This window comes from Bdellovibrio sp. HCB209, assembly GCF_047306065.1.
Taxonomy (GTDB): Bacteria; Bdellovibrionota; Bdellovibrionia; order Bdellovibrionales; family Bdellovibrionaceae; genus Bdellovibrio.
In genome coordinates this window covers 265,605-282,806 of sequence record NZ_CP178618.1, presented here as the reverse complement: position 1 = coordinate 282,806, position 17,202 = coordinate 265,605, and the positions used below count along the sequence as shown (strand labels likewise).

The window sequence follows — 17,202 nt, the reverse complement described above, 5'->3', positions numbered from 1 at the left end:
AGCTATGAGTTTTCCATATCTTTAGGGGGACGCGGAATGATTCTTAAAGCCTTAGTTGCGCTTTCGTTGGTGGGCACTTCAATGCTGGCAACATCTGCCAATGCTGCTCCCAATGTCTATATAGCCCCCAATCAGGAATACACGAAGCAATCCATGACAATGGATCGCGCGCTTCAGTTAACGACTGGTAAGCTTCACATTACTCGCCAAGATGTTCCCTCGACCGCTATTGCGGCTTATCAGCTTTTTGTAAGAGCCTGTGTACCAAGTGTGCGCAATGATCGCTATGCGAAGTCCTTGATCGTTGAAAAAACTGGGGACCTGACGATTCTGAATTTTCAATGTGATGATAAGGACGATTTTTCTACAAAACCGAATACAGTGCAATTCATCGCAACTTTAGATGAGCGCAATATTATCGTCGATTTGCAGATTCTTCGTTTTACCGAAAAATCCACAAAACGCATCAATGTGAAGGAAGATAGCTCTAGCGAAATCTTGCTGGAAGTTGGCGCCGGAACTCTAATTGATGGCTTGCTATCCAGAAATGACGAACACGCCGAAAACGGCAGCAAGATCATTAACTCCGTTGCGGGAAGTTTAGTCGCTGTTTCTGGCGCAGCCCTTGCCTACCACAACTTTAATATCAGTAAAAAACAAGCATATTGGATCGGTGTCGCATCTGGAGTTGTCGCAAGTTTACTTAAAGGCGCCTATGACACTTACTCGGCTAAAGAAACCCTTGATGCCACCGACAGAGTCAGCGCGGCTCCCGGAGCCCTCCCAAGCAACATCGATGTTCGCTTTCAGATTTCATTCTAGATTTTCAAAAGGATAACGATTAAGCGTTATCCTTTTTCTTTTTTCTGACGTAGATCTTTTTTAAAACCGTTGCCACTGTTTGTCCGTTGGCATCGATTACAGTGACTGGAAGATCAAAAATATACTTCTCTCCCGAAGCTGTCTCCTGCAAAACCTTATCGATGATAGCCTGATCAATGCGGAACTCCGCTGTGACTTTAGTTTTTCCGGGGCTAACAAAATCAATTGTGGCACCTTTATCCCAGACATAATAATCGTGGCCCAAATTGTTGATGAACATCAACATATAGAATGGATCTGTCATCGCATATAAAGACCCACCGAACTGCGTACCGACGTAATTGCGGTTGTACCATGCTTGTTTCAAGCAAACTTTGATATAGCGATAGTCCGGAGATATTTCGAGTATCTTAATTCCCGCACCAAGATATGGAGCCCACAGGCTGATCAAGACTCGAACCACACTGCTTGGCATTTTGGCGCCCATATTCCGAATGAATGCTGTAATCACAATTTACCTCGTGCTAAATTAAATCATCCCCTGAGTTTCTCATCTTCAACAAGGATTTTTTTGAGGATGGGGCGCTGAACACACGTGGCGGATCGTAACTACTTATTTTCTAACACTCTCTTAAGCTGTTCGAGATCTTTCTGGACAGCTTTCGAGTCATTTTCAAAATCGATATCTGTCATTCGAGGAAGACGATACAGCGTAAAGGTAACCTCTGTTCCATCCCCGTTCCTTACCGCTCTGAGTGGATTGTGATTCACTTCACCAGATGGCAACGTCACGTCGTGATCGACAACGCCAAACTTGTTCTTTTCGGCAAAACGCACCTTTACTTTTCCCATCGGAGATTGGGCAATCCATTCATCTCCAGACTTTTCCATTTTTGCTTTACTTAATCCCGCAGCCCAAAGTGGCATGTTTTCTGGATTCGACATAAACGAATAGACATCGTTGACATTACGATTAATAGAAATGCTCAGAGGCTTCGCTGGATAAGTTACCATAATTCCCTTTGTCGGCTTGGCAACCGATTTGAACATTTTAATTTGCGCGAGGGATGGAATTGCCATCCCTAAAGAAAGTACCACCAGCAGAGTTTCGAATCGTTTCTTCATAAAACCTCAAAACTCTATTCAAAGCAGTGGACGGAAAGATTTCAAGAGATTCAAAATGATCTGATGGAAATCAAATACCAGTACTTAGATTGGGAATGACTTACCATCAACTTTCGTAATCTTGATTGCCTCTAAATCAACATCTTCCAAACAGCGCACATTGATCGCAACCATCTTATCGCCATTAGGGGCCGTACCGTGAGCAAAAGGCGTTACTCCACACTCACCACAGAAAGTATGGTGAATGTTCTTTTTGCCAAATTGGTAGTCGACCAGTTCCTCGCCACCCGAAAGAAGCTTAAAGTTACCCTGAGGAACAAATGCCAAAAGAGTGCCTTTTCTTCTGCACATAGAACAGTTGCAGCTCATAGCCTCGTCAAAATTTCCTGATACCTCATACTTAACTTCGCCGCAGTGGCAACTTCCGATGTGTTTTTGCATATCCTTAACTCCTAAAACTAAATTATGTTCTTAACGAGTCCTGTTTACAAGGCTATGATTCTTTTAATAAGGATTTGATATGAACAAAAAGGGTCTTTTTCAATTTGTCATAGTTCTGGTTAGCTTTTTAATTTCAATCAACAGTTTCGCTGTTAGCTATGACAACGATGCTGGAATTCCTAAAGACAAGCTTGTTCAATCGATCAAAAAGAATACTTCCTTAAGTGACGAGCAAATTGAGTCTTTAATTCAAACACTTACTCAACAGTTCAACGTACGCCCTGATCAAAAAATTCCAATTCAAGGATATCTTTATGCGGATGGAATGAACGGTGCTTTTCTTTTTGACCACGACACTTGGCTCTTTGATGCTGCTTTGATTGATCCAGCGACCAAAGAAATCGTTAGAATTCCCGAGTTATTCCTCTGCGATTTCCACAACGGCGGCCTGAAGTTTGAAATTGCCTATAAATGGATGTTCACATTTATCCCGAATGGGGTTTCTGTCGATGAGCTGAATGGCGGACTTTATGGTCGCGGCGTCGGCGTTGTTGCCGATGCTTTCTTGGGTGCAGAGGGTTCGTGGATGCCGGCTAAGAACAGATCCCACGATATTTTTCACGTGGCCTTGAAGGTGGGATTCGGTGGAGGTTTAATTTTTCCTAAGATGGAATTCAAGCTTCGCCAAATCAAGGATGAGCACAAGACTGCTAAGAAATAAAAAAGGCCTCCTAGGAGGCCTTTTCTTTTAGAACATGATCATGAAACCAAATTGAGGGTCGATGTAAGTATCTTTGTGATCAAATTTGGAATAGTCATACATTTTGTAGCTAATTTGCAAAACCACTGGAATCTTAGTCGGAAACTTATAGCCTAGATCAATTTGATATCCAGTTCCTTCGGTATAGGTATCGCCGAGTTTTGAAGAAATGAAGTATGTTCCCAGGAAGTACACACCTGACTCTCGCGGAGTCATGTAACCACCGCTCACTCCATATGACGTGCGATTTTGAGTGTCTGTCGAAGTATAGGCATCATTCTGATAAAGAGCACCCAATACCCAACCGCCGCCTTGGAACTTATAGTAAGCTCCGATATCGTAGAGCAGACGAGAGGTTTTCGAAGAAGTCCCTGCATCAGTAGATTCATGACTTGAGTATGCGAATGTCATTTTCGCAAAACTGCCCTCTGCCAATGCATTCTGAGAAACAAATCCAATGCCCAAAAATACCAAAGATGTCAGGTAATGCTTCAATGTTTTCATATATTAATTCTGACACGCAAAATACTTTGTACAACTAAAAACTTTTAGTATTCTCATTACAGAGAGGTCGCGATGGATGAAAAAGATTTTGAAGGAACTGAAGTCCTTGAGAAGCTAGCAGAGATTAATAAGGTCGATGCCTTCTTTGAAGCCATTGATTCCGATGACCTTGGCAAAGCCAAATCATTGATGAAGAAAGCTGGAGTAGATTTTGAAACTATTCAAGTTGTTCTAAGAAAAATGGAAGAAGCCGACGGCAAACACTAACCCCGATTAGCTTGCTTGCTTTTTCGCATTTAGGTAACTCTTTAAGATCTCAAGTCCCTCTGGCGAAAGATGCTTCTGCAGATCCGTCACCACATTAAGTGGCAACACAACATGTCCACCAGCCGCGTGGTCTTTATGACCGAACCAACCCGCATCCAAACTTGTGCGGTAGTTCTTAAGATTCTTTTCGATTTCTTCCGTCAACAACTGATGAGGTAGATGACTTACCAACTCACTTACTTGGTCTCTCATGAAAGAGTGATACTCCATCACAAGACCCGTTAGTGGCGACAGCATTTCGACTTCGTTTTTGATTGTTAACTGAATCACATCTTCAATGCGCTGGCAGTAATCCGCAAGCAATGGCCATTTGGACGAGCCTGCGATCTCTTTGAACTTATGAATGTACTGGGCACATGCCGACAAATCTTCCGCATCTTTGAACGGAAGTAGCATATGAATTTGACCCAATAATTCGATCGCCTCTTTGCAGAAGTATTCTTCTTTAAAGCTTTGCGATTCTTCGATCACTGCACTCTTCTTTTGAAGGTATGCATGGATCTCAGGCCCCGTAGTTGGCTTTTTTAAAATTCCCGAAGCACCATGAGTAACTGCGGTGATTAGGCTTGAGCTTTCATACTCTGAAGTTAAAAAGAATACTGGCAAATGATGATAGGAAGGATCGCACTTTAACATGCACAGTAAGTCGATACCGCTTTTACCCGCCATCAACCAATCCGTCAGAATCAGATCAAATTTTTTACCTGAAGAGAGCAAAGCCAGCGCCTCATCAACGGAGCCCGCTTGGGTCAGCTCATAATGCTCTTTAAATGCCTCTAATCCACGCCCAATTGTCTTGCGCAGGATTGCTGAGTCATCAACATGCAGTAGTTGAAGAGGTTGTTTTAGGGACATTCACGCTCCGAGATAAGAATAAAATTTCTTTACAACTTATCGAACTTCTAGGGCGTGAACTAAAGCGCTGGCGATTAAAGTCGAGCAAGAATCCACCGCTGGTGTGTGCTCGCATTCTCGGAATGAGACGGAAAAATGAGTCTACCAAATGAAACGCTAGCGCTACTCCTGAGTGAGCTTTTGGTAAAGCTTCAGACCGATCCATGCATCTGTTGCGGCATACATAATTTGTCGGTCAGTGAGTTCTTGGGCTTCCCAGTTTGTTGTTTTGGGACCCTTGGTGATTGTGGCTTCAAGAACCTCTTCGGTCATACCTTTTAGGCCAATATTTTTTAGATTCTTATTCTTAGCCACGGTTTGTAGCTCGATAAAACCATGCGGAGTAAAATGGAATTTCTTCTGCAATTGCTTCAGATCATCTCTGATCGCAGCTCCTACTTTGATCACTTCTGGATTTTCAAAAATAGTTTTAAGCAACTCGAAATGCTTAATGTGCTTCATTCGAATAATGTAGGCGTCTGTATCTGTCGCTAACTGCAACAAAGCCACTGGATGAGACTCACCCTTTTTAAAAGCTGGGCGAGTCTCCGTATCGAAACCAAATTCCTTGATTGATTCGAACGCCCCCGCAATTGCCTGAAGCTCATGATCCGTGTGAATCAGATGAATTTTTCCAGGGAATGATAGAAATTTAAATACTGGTTGGTTCATGGACTATCTTTTCAATAATTCTTGGATGTTTTCTAAAGGACGACCGATGACGGCCATGCCTTTGCCCTGCAAAATGGGTCTCTCCATCAAATGGGGCTTTTCAGAAAGCGCCTTAGCCACTTCGTTTACGGAGTTTACGTCAAATGGAGCATTTACAAAATCTGCTTCATTAGCTCGAACTAGAGACGATACCGGGCCATTCAACTGCGCCGCAATCTCGGTAAGTTGTTCGAAGGAAAGTGGATCTTTGATATATTCGACAATCTGAAACTCTACTTCTTGGGCTTCTAAAAAGCTCAAAGCCTCACGACTTTTACTGCATTTGGGATTGTGATAGAGTTTCCATAAAGACATACAGGTTTTTATAACGGGAACTTGGACGTTGGCAATAAGATGATTCGTTAATAAGTCGCCTGCTGAAGTATCGTTTTATGTAACTAGACCTAATCGATTCCAAATTTCTCGCGACCGGAGATATAATGGGATCTGGAGGTCTAACGTGTGTAAAACAATAAAACAGAAGGTTCATTTCAATGCCCCTCCGGATGTGATTTACAGCTTGCTCGCCGATTCCAAAAAGTATGCAGCCATAACTGGCAAGAAAGCCTCCATCGGGAAAAAGGCTGGAGCTCCGTTTTCAGTTTATGGCGGACAAGCGACTGGCATCATCGTGGAGCTTGTTCGCGGTAAAAGAATTGTCCAAGCCTGGAGAGGACATAGCTTTCCTGAAGGCATATTCTCCATGGCCACTTTCAATTTAAAACCGACTGCCAAGAATGGCACAGAGCTGATCTTGATCCATCGAGGCGTCCCCAAACAAATGATTCCATCCATCGAAATAGGATGGCGCAAATACAACTGGGACCCGATTAAAAAGTACCTCGAAAAACAAAAGTAAAAAAATCGCGGAACGCTATCAGGCTCCGCGATCTATCCATCCTTAGTAGCCAGTTTGATAGACCGAGAACGCGTTGATAAAGGCGTCACCGGTTTGTCCCTGGAAGTCGATACTGAGATTCGGAGATTTGCTGATGACATTCACGTAGCGACGGATCACGTTGTTTGGTCCCGCAAGCGAATACACATCGAATTTTGGAAGGACCGGCACTGAGACGGTGGACAAACCGTTCGGGAAGCTCATCGCAACATCAAACACCCGCATTCCCTTCGCGGTCTTCGAAGGTGAGTTTTCGGCAAAGTACAGACTCACACGGTAGACTGAGTTTACAACCGGCAATTTGTAACTGAATTTCTTGCTGTAGCGCGAGGTCGTATAGAGCTCCTGATTCCCCGTGCCTTCTGTTCTTACGTTTCCGTAGTCAAACGGCGCCCCGCCAACGAAGTACTTGTCGGGAGTGAATTCATAGGTATTAGGTGATTTATCAAGTTGGCCGGCATTGATTGCGTAAGACGGTGCTCCGGCGGCATTCTTGACGGCCACGCGATTAGTGATTCCGAATTGTTTAAGGATTCGGCGGCGTGAAAGGCTCCATGGAATGCCACGAGAACCGAAGCCGTGGCCTTGCCCTTCGTTAAGCACTAACTCAGCGTCACGCCCTTTATTCCAAAGAGTGTTTATAAAGCTTATCGAGTGAATCGGATTGACCTGAAAGTCATGCGTGCCATGAATGATGTAGAACGCTGCTGAATTCGCATCGACGTGAGTCATCAACGACGCTTCTTTATAAATCGGCAAAGTTTTTGAGTTGCGCGGCTGACCGATCCAACCCTGAGCGCAATCTTCACCGGTAGTTTGTGTAAGGGTGAAATCGGCGCGACCAAACCAATCCACTACGAGTTGGACTCGGCCCGAGTACTGGTCAATTCTACCATTTCGATCCGGTGCTGTTTGAAGACCCAACATGGAAGCAAGATGGCCACCAGCCGATTCGCCGTGAGCGACGATCTTGTTCGGATCGACCTGAAAGCGTACTGAATTCTTGCGAATGAATCGCAAGGCTTGTTTGACGTCGACAAGTGCCGCTGGGTACTTCGCAACTTGTGCCAATCGGTAGTTGATACTGAAAACGGTGAACCCATCGTCCGCGAGGCTCTTCACATCGTTATTAATGTAGGCTTTGCTGCCGCTGTTGTAGCAACCACCGTGCACGAAAATCAGCGCCGGGCGCAGAGCCGTACCGGGCTTACTGGGGCGAAAGACGTCCATCTTGAGATCTGTTCCATTGATAGAATCGTATTCGACGTCTTGCTCGACAACATAAGCTTGTGCCGCCGCCGACGTCACCAATCCGCTCACTAACAGGCTCAGTTTAAGGAAAAGCTGCGAACGCGACTTCAACTGAAACGACTTCTTCATAATACTGCCCCCGTATGATCTGTTTGGCGAAATCTCACTTCGAAAATGCAAACAACTCGCCACAAATGCGGGCAGCAGGTTTGAGCTCAGATCCAGCTGGTTAGGGGCAGTGGCGAACATTTGTTCACGCCATGAGTTCGCAGAGCGGTAAGCACCGGTTTCAAATTCAAATTCTCGAAATTCGTCGAAATTCCGATAGCTCGTTAAACTTCTGGCCGACTCCAATTCGATGAATGGAGACTGTTCTGTTTTAAAATTGGAAATTTTAGAGAGTTTTGTTAGCGCAAAAATGGCGCGCAAGAGCCTAAGATTCGTGAGCTTGGACGAGTTTTGTTAGCATTTTTCCTAACGCTTCTAAATCGTTACGATAGGTTGCGTATTCGGAATTCGAAATGCAGTCCTTACTTTTGAGAATTTCAATCAAAGGCACACATTCAAAGACCGACCCTCGTGAAATCCAAAAGAATTGTCGTTTGTCCGCTTGGTGCCACCGTCCATTTCCTTCGGCAATATTAAGTGAAATAGAAAGGGATGCCCGAGATAGTTGATCTACAAGTCCACGGTTAATGGACCTTTCTCTGGACAGAACTGCATCAATGTCAGTTGCGAATTTAAGTGCTCGTTTGTAAACATCTAAATTTTCGAATGTAAATGCCATATAGGGAGCTATTGCAAGAAAGTGCCAATACTTGGTGGTCGCTGTGGTAGCTATGAAGCTCATCGAGGTTCGATTATCGAATTCTTCTATTTTCGATTGTCGATTTTCGTTTTTGCGTAGGAAAAATTTGGCTCGTGCTGCACACATCGCGGCGAAATTGGAAAATCGAAAATGGAGGATTTTTGCTTCGCAAAAATGGCGGACAGGGAGAGATTCGAACTCTCGGTAGGCTTTTGACCTACACACGCGTTCCAGGCGTGCGCCTTCAGCCACTCGGCCACCTGTCCATCGGGAACGATCTGAAGAGGAGCCAACATAACACGCCGATTCCTGCTAAAGCAAGGATGAGCTGTGGCGCATTAACTATATGAAAAAGCTGCGATTGTCTCCAACCGCAGCCTTCATTTAACGGATAAACCTTGGGTCTATTGGAACAACATACGATGCAAGAGAGTATTCTCTGCCAAGATGTTCAAGTATCTGCTGGCCACCGCCTGAGGATACTCGCCGTTTGAGTTGTACTTCGCTTGATACTCAACGATCAGTTGGAAGCGTTGTTCAACGTCCATCATCTTCACTTCGTTTTTCAAAGCGTTTTCGGCAATCATGAATGCGTAGGCACTCATGTTCTTATTCGTGTCTTTCAAGAACTCGCCGTCCTTTGCCGCCAAGTACTGACGATAGTATTTGATACCTTCGTTATCAGCATCACGGAATGACAGGTTCGCAGCAGACAATTCTTTACGATATTGATCTGGAGCATAGTCACGAACTTTGATCGTCATCTTTTCAAAGATACCGCGAGCTCTGGCATCACCAGGCATTGACGACAATTTTTTGCTAAAGTCCGTCGCGATTCTGATCAAGGCATCGCTTGGGAACTTACGACAAGGAAGTTCATTTTGAATCGAGATCAAAAGCACGTCATAAGTTGATTGCAGTAAATCACGATACGCAGGCTCAGACACACCACCCACACGAACTGAGTTGTATTGATCCGCAAAGAAATTAATCAATGTCAGAAGGTAGTTCAAACTTGTGTAAGATCCACCCGACTTGATCGTCGCCACGAAATCACGAACTTGTTCTTTCAACTGATTGCCCGCGAATTTCTCTTGAACAGAACCTGCGGCAGCACTTTCTGCACGACCTACCCACAATTGCACAGGATCTAACTTGTCTTTAAGAAGTGAATCGAGGCTACGTTTACATGAAAATTCCGGAACACGATTCGCCAAAGCCAAGCGAGGTGCTTCTTTAGTTGAGTAAGCTGTAATATCCAAAGCTGACTCACCCCCCATGGCCTCTGCTAGAATCTCAATAGCTATAATATTGTTCTGAACATTCAAAACCTCAGAACTTACAACATCTCTGCCATCATCTAAATTCACACCAGACAATTGACGAACCGGAACGCGATCGTTTTTATCAGTCACTAAAGTCGTAGAATAAATTTTTGAACGGCCCAGGCGAGTTTTTAAATCCAAACGCACCAGTGGCAATGATTTAACCAGTTCCAAACGATAGACATCCCCACCCGCTTGGCGAGTGACAGAGTCCACTTTACCGGAACCTGAATACTGCGTTTCAGATGGCGGCTGAGTCGGTTGTGTTGGAGGAGCTGGTGGCTTAGGAAGCTGTCCTTTGCCCTTGTCTTTATCCGGCGCCGCCGTCGCCAGTTGAGCACTCGCTAAAATGAGAAGTAATACCTTACCGTAATTCATCGTGAACCCCTTTCGATCCTTCAGTTTTGTTTTTAGTAATCTCGGCCCCAATGCTGACTGCTCTCATTCCCCGCAAATAGCGGCGTCAAAAATGATTTGATCGCCGTGTTCTGACCATAGATATCGTCGACAAAGCGAACGACATCATCAGAACTCATCATTGAGGTTAGATACGCGGTGTACACTGATACTTGCTTTGATTTTGGAATTGGAATCTCTGTCGACTTGCTCATAACCTCACCCGGCCGAGCCACCATCGATTCGATTGTCTTACGATCCCAGGCCGTGTCCTCTAAAAGGTACTCCGCCAGATCGAACGGTTTTTCTAAACGCATGCAACCCGAACTTAGCTGTCGCATAGGTACATCGAAAAGTTCACGTTGATTTGTGTCGTGCAAATAGATCAAGAATCCATTGGTTAAATCAAACTTCACCACGCCCAAGGCATTTCCCAAATGAGGCAGCTGACGAATACTAATATCGTAATTCACTCGTCCTTGGCTTAATCCCATCCAATCAATTGTCGTTGGATCAATTCGGCGACGGAAATCACTGGTCCATACCTCGTAGTGATGTGAATCGAAATACTCGCGGATCTGCGCCTTAGTTAAGACCTTCAGGTCATTCACCTTGTCTTCGCTAAAGATCGTTGGCGGCACCGTCCAGAACGGATTTAGAATCACCTTCACGACTTTATCCTGCATCGTTGGTGACTTGCGAGTTGGACGACCATTGATCGTTCTGAAGCTCATCACACGATGATAATCAGGATTGGAGGTGTCCATCATGATAAAGTACGACATCGCTAAGTTCACAAAGATATAGCGATCCTCAAAGTACTGAGGAAACCAGCGCATCTTTTCCATATCCACTTGCAACTGACGAACCCGCTCAGAGCAAGGAACACTTAAGAACGCCCATACCTTACCTTTCGGAGAAATTTCTCCATCAGGTTTGATTCTTAGATTCCACTGAATATCCGTAATGGCATTCAGTAAATCCCCATCGAAAGTGTCATTGATATTATTGATACGATAGCCAAGAATCGCCATGCGCTCTTTGATCTGAGCAATCACAGGATTCTTAGAATACATTCGTAGCGGCACATTCACGGGAGTAATGTCTCTCCAGCTTCCGTCTGTACATGCCGGATATATTTTAACTAAGCCTTCACGCACAGATTGATAGGGAGCATTCTGCGGTGCCACCTCATCCATCAGACTGCGAGCGTCCTTACCTGTTGCGAGAGAAATCGCCCGCAATTGTTTGGGTGTCAGGAATTCCTTTTTAACGAACTTGATGTCATAGCTAACGTATTGTGGATTCACACTTCCCACGTACAGATGATTCAGCAACCGAAGGTACGCTTGGTTCGCCGCCGAGCGAACATTCACACCTTTCGAATAACTCGTCTCCAGCGAGTCCGTCCAATACAGTTTTGGATTAAGACCATGACGCCAGCTCTGCTTAATAGCAGTGCGCATGTCTGCGATTGAAATTTCAGATATAACCGTGTTGTACGTCAGTGGGTCCACTGGCTTAGGCTTCGCACTCGTATAAAGTTGAGCCCAGGCAAGAGTAGGCAGCACCGACGCGAATACGATACGTTTCGCGAATCGACGAACGACTTCCATGTTGTTATCCCCTCAGTGAAGGACCTCAGACTAGGTCGCTCCAAATTGGAAGGGAAAATAATTTGGATTTACGTGCAAAATCACAAGCAACAAAAGTCGGGGAACACTCGGACGCACACTCAACTAACAAACTTCAAAATAATTCCCTGTAAAGACACAACTTGGGAGCGTTGTTAAACTGCGAGATAATTTTCTTGAGTAAAAATAGGAGGCTCAACATGGAAGACAATACGCAAAACTCAAGCCCCGAAGTAAAAAAGCTTGGGGATCTTATTAATGATATTAAAACTGCGATGCTTGTTACAGTTTCGGGAGGCAATAGTCTTCACAGCGCGCCTTTAATGACTCAGGAAATTAGCGCCGATGGCAGCTTGTGGTTTATTATTTCCAGAAACTCGCAAAAGGCATCTGATATCAGAAATGAAAATCGCGTGAACCTAAACTATGCAAGCGGCAATAAATTCATTTCTGTGACTGGTATTGCTGAACTAGTCGATGATAGACCCGAAAAAGTTCGCGAGCTTTGGTCAAAAGCTTATGAGGTTTGGTTTCCGCAAGGACCGAATGATCCAAATGTTCAGCTTTTAAAAGTAGAGCTTGAACAGGCTGAATACTGGGAAGGTCATTCAAATCCTGTGGCGAAAATCATTAATTTCGTGAAGTTAGCAACCGGTTCTCACCACGTAAAAATGGGCGAACACGGCGAACTGAATTTAAGACATTAATTTCGTAACTAATCTCGAGCCGTGTGATACAGACACAGGTTTCCTGCGTCGAATTCGCGCGGCTCACTCCATTGCTCCCGACGAGCAACCTCGTGCAACCACTTGCGCGCATTTCCTTTCGTCACAATCACAATCGGTGATTTTTTTGCGATCTGAATCAATTGATTCAGGACATGACCGTATGTTTGCTCGCTGAATGGATCGTAAAGGTAGTAAACTTGTGCTTCCGGTATTTCAAATTCCTTTAGCGACAAATCCTGAACCTTAAACTGAACATGATGACCAATATTAAAGCGTTCTGCAGTTTTTGCTGAAATATCGACTCGGTGAGGGACATACTCGTAGCCAATGAATTCCACATCGGGCCTTAGCAACCCCACGACCAAGCCGACTCTCCCGTAACCTGATCCTAGATCGATAAATTTCGAAGACCCCGTGATTTGCAAATGATTAAGAGCTGTCAGTACTGTTGAATACCCGGATTGAACGCCGACGCCAGCACCTTCATAAAGGCGTTCGCCACCATCGATCGTTGCGATCTTCATTCCAGAGTCAGCTTCGTAATTAAGATCAAAAACTTCGTCCAACCGATCAAAGGTTCTATACAGAGATATTCCCGTTGGCTGCCAACGCTCTTCCTCTGCGAACAATGCAGACATCAGCACCAATGCAAAGCGAGAAAACTCCCTTTGCTCATCATTAGATCTGGATCTGATGTCTTTGATGACTGACTTTTCAAGGTGATCAAGCGTACCGGACAACTCCTTGAAACCCTTAAGCTCGACGTGCTCAATATGCGATCTAAAAAAGTTGATGCAGGAAAGCTCTTTGCGAAACAAAGATTCTAAAAAGATCGGAAAGATCGGAGCCGCCCCCTGCTGCTTACGGTAAAGCCAATGGGACTCAGAGATGAAAGGCAGGGCCGTACCAGCAAAGGCTGCAAGCACATAGACTTCTGCGAGATGTTGAGTGTTCAACAACGCTACTTCAGAAAAAAAAGAAGGACCTTGTCTTACAAGGTCCCCAAAAACCTTTTGAGCTTGGGTCATACTCAAAGGCTATCAGTCATATATAGCATCAGCAAGGTCATGCTTGATGCCGATGTAAAAAGACTGAAACTAGTTGCCAGATTGCGCAGGAGCTACTTCTTGGCAAGAAGCCCAGAACTTTGTAACACCCGTGTTATAATCAGTTTTATAACCTGGAGTGCAGACTTGCGTCTCAGAACATTGCTCATAAGCTTGAGTCGTGTGGTTGTACTTAACTTTTTCGCTCACGCATTCAGACAATACTTTGTCATAAATTTTATCGCCAGAAGACGCGATCGCAGCAGAAGAAACCATCAAAAGAGAAGCGATTAACATTTTCATAAAAACCCCTTTACAGATTCAGTAAATGACCGAAGAGGAATACCCCCGGCTTTGCCTAAACGCAAGTTAGCTGAGAGTAATGAGGTCAGAGGTTGGCGAATCTTCCTATTCGTCAAAAATTTAGACAGCGAGATGGGGTATTTTTTACTCGAAGATCTTCTCGCGAATGGCCCAAAAACTCTTCTGCTTACGAGCAATCACAAACATAGGGGCTCTAAATGAGTCTTTCATTTTGATAGCTTCGTCGGCCGTCTTTACATAGAGTTTCTTACCTGGAACACGCAGATGCATACGAGTAAAGTTGAAATAGAACGCCCGGCTGTCAGAGGCAGAGTTTAAATAGAAATACTCTGTCAACGCCTTGGCATCGACATCGTAATACTTCACCTCAAGACGCTCATTGCCTTTTTTATCGTAGCCTTTGGTATACGTAACCGAGTCCACCCTTAAAACATGGGCGTCTTTTAAAGACATCGCCTCTTTAAGCTTCTTATCGTTATCAACCAACAAGGTCTGACAACCTTCACAGCTGCGAGCTGCGATATCGTTTTCATGCCCGCAATCAGGACAACGCTTAAAGCGGAACCGAAAGCCACAAGCTTCGATTTCACCACTCACAGGATCTTGGAAAGCTCCCTTACAGCGGCGGCCAAAGTGCTCTTCGATCTCCCCTTCTGCGTTCTTAATTCCCCAGAAGTTATTCACGGTTCCGCACTCAGGGCACGGGACTTCCACCATCACCGAAGACGATGATGGTTTATCATCATCAATCTCTGGCGCATACAGGTCATGATCCTGACCGGTGTAATCCAAAATCAAACAGTCTGTCTTGCCATCACTTAAACGCAAACCCCGCCCAATGATCTGCTGGTACAAACTGACAGATTCAGTCGGTCTTAAGATAGCAATTACATCCACGTGAGGAGCATCGAATCCCGTCGTCAGAACTGAGACGTTCACCAGGTATTTAAGCTTACGAGCCTTAAAGGCCTCGATGATCTCATCACGATCTTCAGTTTCTGTATCGCCAACGACTAAGGCCGAAATATAGGGAGGCAAGCTCTTCATAATTTCGATGGCGTGGTTCACGGAGCTGGTAAAGATCATCACTCCCTGACGTTCCACAGACATATCCACAATATTTTTAATAATCAAAGGTGTGATGCGCTTTTGATCTTTCAATAAGGCTTCAATCTGAGCCGTCACGTAGCTTGTGCCGTGAAGTTTAAGGCTTGAGAAATCATAACAAGCCACAGGCGAGTCAATTTTCAATGGCGGCGTCAGATATTTATTCTTAATCATGTATCCAATCGAAAGCTCATAGATACATTTCTTAAAAAAGCGCTCCTCAGTCGTTTGCTGTAATTTCTTATGCTGGTGGTAATTATAAATCCAGCCCAACCCCAAACGATAGGGAGTTGCTGTCAAACCTAAGACACAGATTTCCGGATTCAATTTTTTAAGCTTTGATACGACTTGGAAATACTGTGTCTCACCTTCCATCGAAACACGGTGACACTCGTCAATAACTACTAATGAGAAATTCTGAAAGAAGTCTTCCTCAGCACGAGCAATAGACTGAATACTGCCAAAGATAACTTTTTGAGTGGAGTCTTTGCGATCAAGGCCGGCTGAAAATATCCCCGCCTCAAGCCCAAAGGAAATGTACTTGGCGTGATTTTGTTCAACGAGCTCTTTGACGTGAGCCATGACTAGCACACGCCCTCGAGCTAACCTTGCTAATTCAGCGATCACTAAGCTTTTACCCGCACCCGTTGGCAGAACTATCACCGCTGGTGATTTCTCCTTACGAAAGTGTTGAAGCGTGGCCTGCACGGCTTCATTTTGGTACGGGCGCAGTTGATACATAGTGAACGGAATTATCTCCGTTTTTTAAATGAATTTATAGCAGATTTTCCTGCGGGCTTCTTTCCAGACGCTCTGCCGGATGATTGCGCGGGCTTACCACCTTTAACAGGACGAGCAGGTTTCCCACCACGATTGCCCTCAGATCCTTTAGCAAACCTTTTAGAGCGATCAATAAACTTAAACGACGGGTCCAAAGTTTCCTCTTTGGCACCTTGCATGTACTGCTTAACCTTGTTGTACATACGGTGATCTGATGGCGTCACAAACGTGATGGCTTCTCCGTTACGACCCGCACGAGCCGTGCGTCCGATTCTGTGCAGGAAATCTTCAGCTTGGAATGGCAAATCAAAATTCACAACGTGATCAACATGAGGAACATCAAGACCACGTGCTAATAAATCCGTTGCAACCATGATGCGGATTTCCCCTTCACGGAAGGCACGAACCACGCGGTTGCGCTGACCTTGAGATAAACCACCATGAATAAGATCTGTATCAAAACCATAGGACTTCAAATACTCACCGACATTTTCACAGCTCTCTTGGCTACCAGTGAACACGATCACCCCACCACGAGTAGCGTTGAGCTCATCTAGCAGGCGATCATTTTTCATTGTGCGATCTAAGAATAGAACTTTTTGTTTTAAGCTCTCAACCGGTGATTCCGCTTGCTCCGATCGAACCATCACAGCTTTAGGATGCAAGAACAGTTGTGCAATCAAATCAACGTTATGACCAAAGCTTGCTGAAAACATCAAAGTTTGGCGAGCCCCACGCAAAGTGGATTGAATGATCTTAAGCTGCGGGGCAAACCCCATGTCCAACATGCGGTCCGCTTCGTCGATCACCACAAATTCCACATCCTTCAAAAGAAGTTTGTTCTTTTGAAGGTGATCATTCATACGACCTGGGGTTGCGATAATGATTTTGGGATTTTTCTTAAGTTGGTTTTCTTGCTTAGAACCCGTAGTCCCACCAATCGCAAGACACACAGACATCGGAAGTTCAGAACACAATTCCAAAAAAACTTTATAGATTTGCTGAGCCATCTCGCGGCTAGGCGCCAAGATCAAGGCGCGCGCTGTTGGCTTTTTATCCAAACCAGACAACACCGACAAAGCGTAAGCCAAAGTCTTACCGCTCCCCGTTTGTGCAATCCCAATCAGGTCAGAACCACCCACTACCACAGGAATTCCCTGAGACTGGATCGGAGTTGGTTTTTTGATATTCATTTTCTCAAGCGCCTTATAAAGCACCGGAGACAGATTCATTTCTTGAAAGGAATTTTGACGAAGCGTCGATGTTTGGAATTTCATAGACCCGAAGGTCTATCACAAGCGGCCCCAATACGCATCGGGAC

The 17,202-nt window shown here is 44.8% G+C and carries 20 protein-coding genes and 1 tRNA gene; 5 read left to right on the top strand and 16 right to left on the bottom strand.

Features of this window, described 5'->3' with window-relative positions; genetic code table 11:
• Positions 1–36: 36 nt before the first annotated feature.
• Positions 37–822: a hypothetical protein gene (locus ACLVWP_RS01485; protein ID WP_413559563.1), complete on the top strand. Its 786-nt coding sequence runs from the start codon at positions 37–39 to the stop codon at positions 820–822.
• Positions 823–841: 19 nt separating this feature from the next.
• Here the strand turns inward: ACLVWP_RS01485 and ACLVWP_RS01480 are convergent, their stop codons facing one another.
• From ACLVWP_RS01480 to ACLVWP_RS01470, 3 genes are all read right to left on the bottom strand, one after another.
• Complete coding sequence (locus ACLVWP_RS01480; protein ID WP_413561559.1) at positions 842–1,297, bottom strand: DUF4442 domain-containing protein; 456 nt, start codon at positions 1,295–1,297, stop codon at positions 842–844.
• 134 nt (positions 1,298–1,431) lie between these two features.
• Complete coding sequence (locus ACLVWP_RS01475; RefSeq protein ID WP_413559561.1) at positions 1,432–1,947, bottom strand: SRPBCC family protein; 516 nt, start codon at positions 1,945–1,947, stop codon at positions 1,432–1,434.
• An 84-nt stretch (positions 1,948–2,031) separates the two neighbouring features.
• On the bottom strand, positions 2,032–2,388 hold the full coding sequence (locus ACLVWP_RS01470; RefSeq protein ID WP_413559559.1) for a GFA family protein: 357 nt from the start codon (positions 2,386–2,388) through the stop codon (positions 2,032–2,034).
• Between the two features lie 79 nt (positions 2,389–2,467).
• Here ACLVWP_RS01470 and ACLVWP_RS01465 point away from each other — a divergent pair, with 79 nt between their 5' ends.
• Positions 2,468–3,109: a hypothetical protein gene (locus ACLVWP_RS01465; protein ID WP_413559557.1), complete on the top strand. Its 642-nt coding sequence runs from the start codon at positions 2,468–2,470 to the stop codon at positions 3,107–3,109.
• Between the two features lie 27 nt (positions 3,110–3,136).
• Here ACLVWP_RS01465 and ACLVWP_RS01460 read toward each other — a convergent pair whose 3' ends face one another.
• On the bottom strand, positions 3,137–3,652 hold the full coding sequence (locus ACLVWP_RS01460; protein ID WP_413559556.1) for a hypothetical protein: 516 nt from the start codon (positions 3,650–3,652) through the stop codon (positions 3,137–3,139).
• A gap of 72 nt (positions 3,653–3,724) precedes the next feature.
• Between ACLVWP_RS01460 and ACLVWP_RS01455 the strand changes: the two genes are divergently transcribed.
• A complete protein-coding gene (locus ACLVWP_RS01455) occupies positions 3,725–3,919 on the top strand; it encodes a hypothetical protein (protein ID WP_413559555.1) in 195 nt (64 codons plus the stop codon).
• Between the two features lie 6 nt (positions 3,920–3,925).
• Here the strand turns inward: ACLVWP_RS01455 and ACLVWP_RS01450 are convergent, their stop codons facing one another.
• The 3 genes from ACLVWP_RS01450 to ACLVWP_RS01440 all read right to left on the bottom strand — a co-directional run bounded on the left by ACLVWP_RS01450 (position 3,926) and on the right by ACLVWP_RS01440 (position 5,899).
• Positions 3,926–4,834 carry a response regulator gene (locus ACLVWP_RS01450; RefSeq protein ID WP_413559553.1) on the bottom strand — a complete coding sequence of 303 codons (909 nt, stop codon included), beginning with the start codon at positions 4,832–4,834 and terminating at the stop codon, positions 3,926–3,928.
• Positions 4,835–4,996: 162 nt separating this feature from the next.
• The gene (locus ACLVWP_RS01445) at positions 4,997–5,545 is read right to left on the bottom strand and encodes a 3'-5' exonuclease (RefSeq protein ID WP_413559552.1); all 549 of its coding nucleotides are present in this window, start codon (positions 5,543–5,545) and stop codon (positions 4,997–4,999) included.
• 3 nt (positions 5,546–5,548) lie between these two features.
• Positions 5,549–5,899, bottom strand: a complete 351-nt coding sequence (locus ACLVWP_RS01440) for an ArsC/Spx/MgsR family protein (RefSeq protein ID WP_413559550.1) — start codon at positions 5,897–5,899, stop codon at positions 5,549–5,551.
• 145 nt (positions 5,900–6,044) lie between these two features.
• On the opposite strand from ACLVWP_RS01440, the gene ACLVWP_RS01435 reads away from it, so the two are divergent.
• The gene (locus tag ACLVWP_RS01435; protein ID WP_413559549.1) at positions 6,045–6,443 is read left to right on the top strand and encodes an SRPBCC domain-containing protein; all 399 of its coding nucleotides are present in this window, start codon (positions 6,045–6,047) and stop codon (positions 6,441–6,443) included.
• 42 nt (positions 6,444–6,485) lie between these two features.
• Here the strand turns inward: ACLVWP_RS01435 and ACLVWP_RS01430 are convergent, their stop codons facing one another.
• The 5 genes from ACLVWP_RS01430 to ACLVWP_RS01410 form a co-directional block, all read right to left on the bottom strand.
• Complete coding sequence (locus ACLVWP_RS01430) at positions 6,486–7,913, bottom strand: malectin domain-containing carbohydrate-binding protein (protein ID WP_413559547.1); 1,428 nt, start codon at positions 7,911–7,913, stop codon at positions 6,486–6,488.
• Between the two features lie 253 nt (positions 7,914–8,166).
• Positions 8,167–8,520, bottom strand: coding sequence for a four helix bundle protein (locus ACLVWP_RS01425; RefSeq protein WP_413559545.1), 354 nt, complete (start codon positions 8,518–8,520; stop codon positions 8,167–8,169).
• Between the two features lie 196 nt (positions 8,521–8,716).
• Positions 8,717–8,807: transfer RNA gene (locus tag ACLVWP_RS01420), tRNA-Ser, on the bottom strand.
• Positions 8,808–8,945: 138 nt separating this feature from the next.
• Positions 8,946–10,244, bottom strand: coding sequence for a beta-sandwich domain-containing protein (locus tag ACLVWP_RS01415; RefSeq protein WP_413559543.1), 1,299 nt, complete (start codon positions 10,242–10,244; stop codon positions 8,946–8,948).
• Positions 10,245–10,276: 32 nt separating this feature from the next.
• Complete coding sequence (locus ACLVWP_RS01410) at positions 10,277–11,878, bottom strand: L,D-transpeptidase family protein (RefSeq protein ID WP_413559541.1); 1,602 nt, start codon at positions 11,876–11,878, stop codon at positions 10,277–10,279.
• A 218-nt stretch (positions 11,879–12,096) separates the two neighbouring features.
• Between ACLVWP_RS01410 and ACLVWP_RS01405 the strand changes: the two genes are divergently transcribed.
• A complete protein-coding gene (locus ACLVWP_RS01405) occupies positions 12,097–12,603 on the top strand; it encodes a pyridoxamine 5'-phosphate oxidase family protein (protein WP_413559540.1) in 507 nt (168 codons plus the stop codon).
• 8 nt (positions 12,604–12,611) lie between these two features.
• On the opposite strand, the gene ACLVWP_RS01400 is transcribed toward ACLVWP_RS01405, so the two are convergent.
• The 4 genes from ACLVWP_RS01400 to ACLVWP_RS01385 all read right to left on the bottom strand — a co-directional run bounded on the left by ACLVWP_RS01400 (position 12,612) and on the right by ACLVWP_RS01385 (position 17,158).
• Positions 12,612–13,652 (bottom strand): SAM-dependent methyltransferase, encoded by a 1,041-nt coding sequence (locus ACLVWP_RS01400; protein WP_413559538.1) that lies wholly within the window; start codon positions 13,650–13,652, stop codon positions 12,612–12,614.
• Between the two features lie 69 nt (positions 13,653–13,721).
• A complete protein-coding gene (locus tag ACLVWP_RS01395; protein ID WP_413559536.1) occupies positions 13,722–13,973 on the bottom strand; it encodes a hypothetical protein in 252 nt (83 codons plus the stop codon).
• Positions 13,974–14,117: 144 nt separating this feature from the next.
• A complete protein-coding gene (locus ACLVWP_RS01390; RefSeq protein ID WP_413559535.1) occupies positions 14,118–15,842 on the bottom strand; it encodes a DEAD/DEAH box helicase in 1,725 nt (574 codons plus the stop codon).
• Positions 15,843–15,853: 11 nt separating this feature from the next.
• On the bottom strand, positions 15,854–17,158 hold the full coding sequence (locus ACLVWP_RS01385; protein ID WP_413559534.1) for a DEAD/DEAH box helicase: 1,305 nt from the start codon (positions 17,156–17,158) through the stop codon (positions 15,854–15,856).
• Positions 17,159–17,202: the final 44 nt, after the last annotated feature.

Bases quoted from the DNA above. Each gene is read 5' to 3' on its own strand.
- ACLVWP_RS01410 (WP_413559541.1), bottom strand. From the start codon at position 11,878: ATGGAAGTCGTTCGTCGATTCGCGAAACGTATCGTATTCGCGTCGGTG.
- ACLVWP_RS01415 (WP_413559543.1), bottom strand. From the start codon at position 10,244: ATGAATTACGGTAAGGTATTACTTCTCATTTTAGCGAGTGCTCAACTG.
- ACLVWP_RS01405 (WP_413559540.1), top strand. From the start codon at position 12,097: ATGGAAGACAATACGCAAAACTCAAGCCCCGAAGTAAAAAAGCTTGGG.
- ACLVWP_RS01485 (WP_413559563.1), top strand. From the start codon at position 37: ATGATTCTTAAAGCCTTAGTTGCGCTTTCGTTGGTGGGCACTTCAATG.
- ACLVWP_RS01400 (WP_413559538.1), bottom strand. From the start codon at position 13,652: ATGACCCAAGCTCAAAAGGTTTTTGGGGACCTTGTAAGACAAGGTCCT.
- ACLVWP_RS01475 (WP_413559561.1), bottom strand. From the start codon at position 1,947: ATGAAGAAACGATTCGAAACTCTGCTGGTGGTACTTTCTTTAGGGATG.
- ACLVWP_RS01465 (WP_413559557.1), top strand. From the start codon at position 2,468: ATGAACAAAAAGGGTCTTTTTCAATTTGTCATAGTTCTGGTTAGCTTT.
- ACLVWP_RS01445 (WP_413559552.1), bottom strand. From the start codon at position 5,545: ATGAACCAACCAGTATTTAAATTTCTATCATTCCCTGGAAAAATTCAT.
- ACLVWP_RS01390 (WP_413559535.1), bottom strand. From the start codon at position 15,842: ATGTATCAACTGCGCCCGTACCAAAATGAAGCCGTGCAGGCCACGCTT.
- ACLVWP_RS01440 (WP_413559550.1), bottom strand. From the start codon at position 5,899: ATGTCTTTATGGAAACTCTATCACAATCCCAAATGCAGTAAAAGTCGT.
- ACLVWP_RS01395 (WP_413559536.1), bottom strand. From the start codon at position 13,973: ATGAAAATGTTAATCGCTTCTCTTTTGATGGTTTCTTCTGCTGCGATC.
- ACLVWP_RS01460 (WP_413559556.1), bottom strand. From the start codon at position 3,652: ATGAAAACATTGAAGCATTACCTGACATCTTTGGTATTTTTGGGCATT.
- ACLVWP_RS01450 (WP_413559553.1), bottom strand. From the start codon at position 4,834: ATGTCCCTAAAACAACCTCTTCAACTACTGCATGTTGATGACTCAGCA.
- ACLVWP_RS01470 (WP_413559559.1), bottom strand. From the start codon at position 2,388: ATGCAAAAACACATCGGAAGTTGCCACTGCGGCGAAGTTAAGTATGAG.
- ACLVWP_RS01425 (WP_413559545.1), bottom strand. From the start codon at position 8,520: ATGGCATTTACATTCGAAAATTTAGATGTTTACAAACGAGCACTTAAA.
- ACLVWP_RS01455 (WP_413559555.1), top strand. From the start codon at position 3,725: ATGGATGAAAAAGATTTTGAAGGAACTGAAGTCCTTGAGAAGCTAGCA.
- ACLVWP_RS01385 (WP_413559534.1), bottom strand. From the start codon at position 17,158: ATGAAATTCCAAACATCGACGCTTCGTCAAAATTCCTTTCAAGAAATG.
- ACLVWP_RS01480 (WP_413561559.1), bottom strand. From the start codon at position 1,297: ATGCCAAGCAGTGTGGTTCGAGTCTTGATCAGCCTGTGGGCTCCATAT.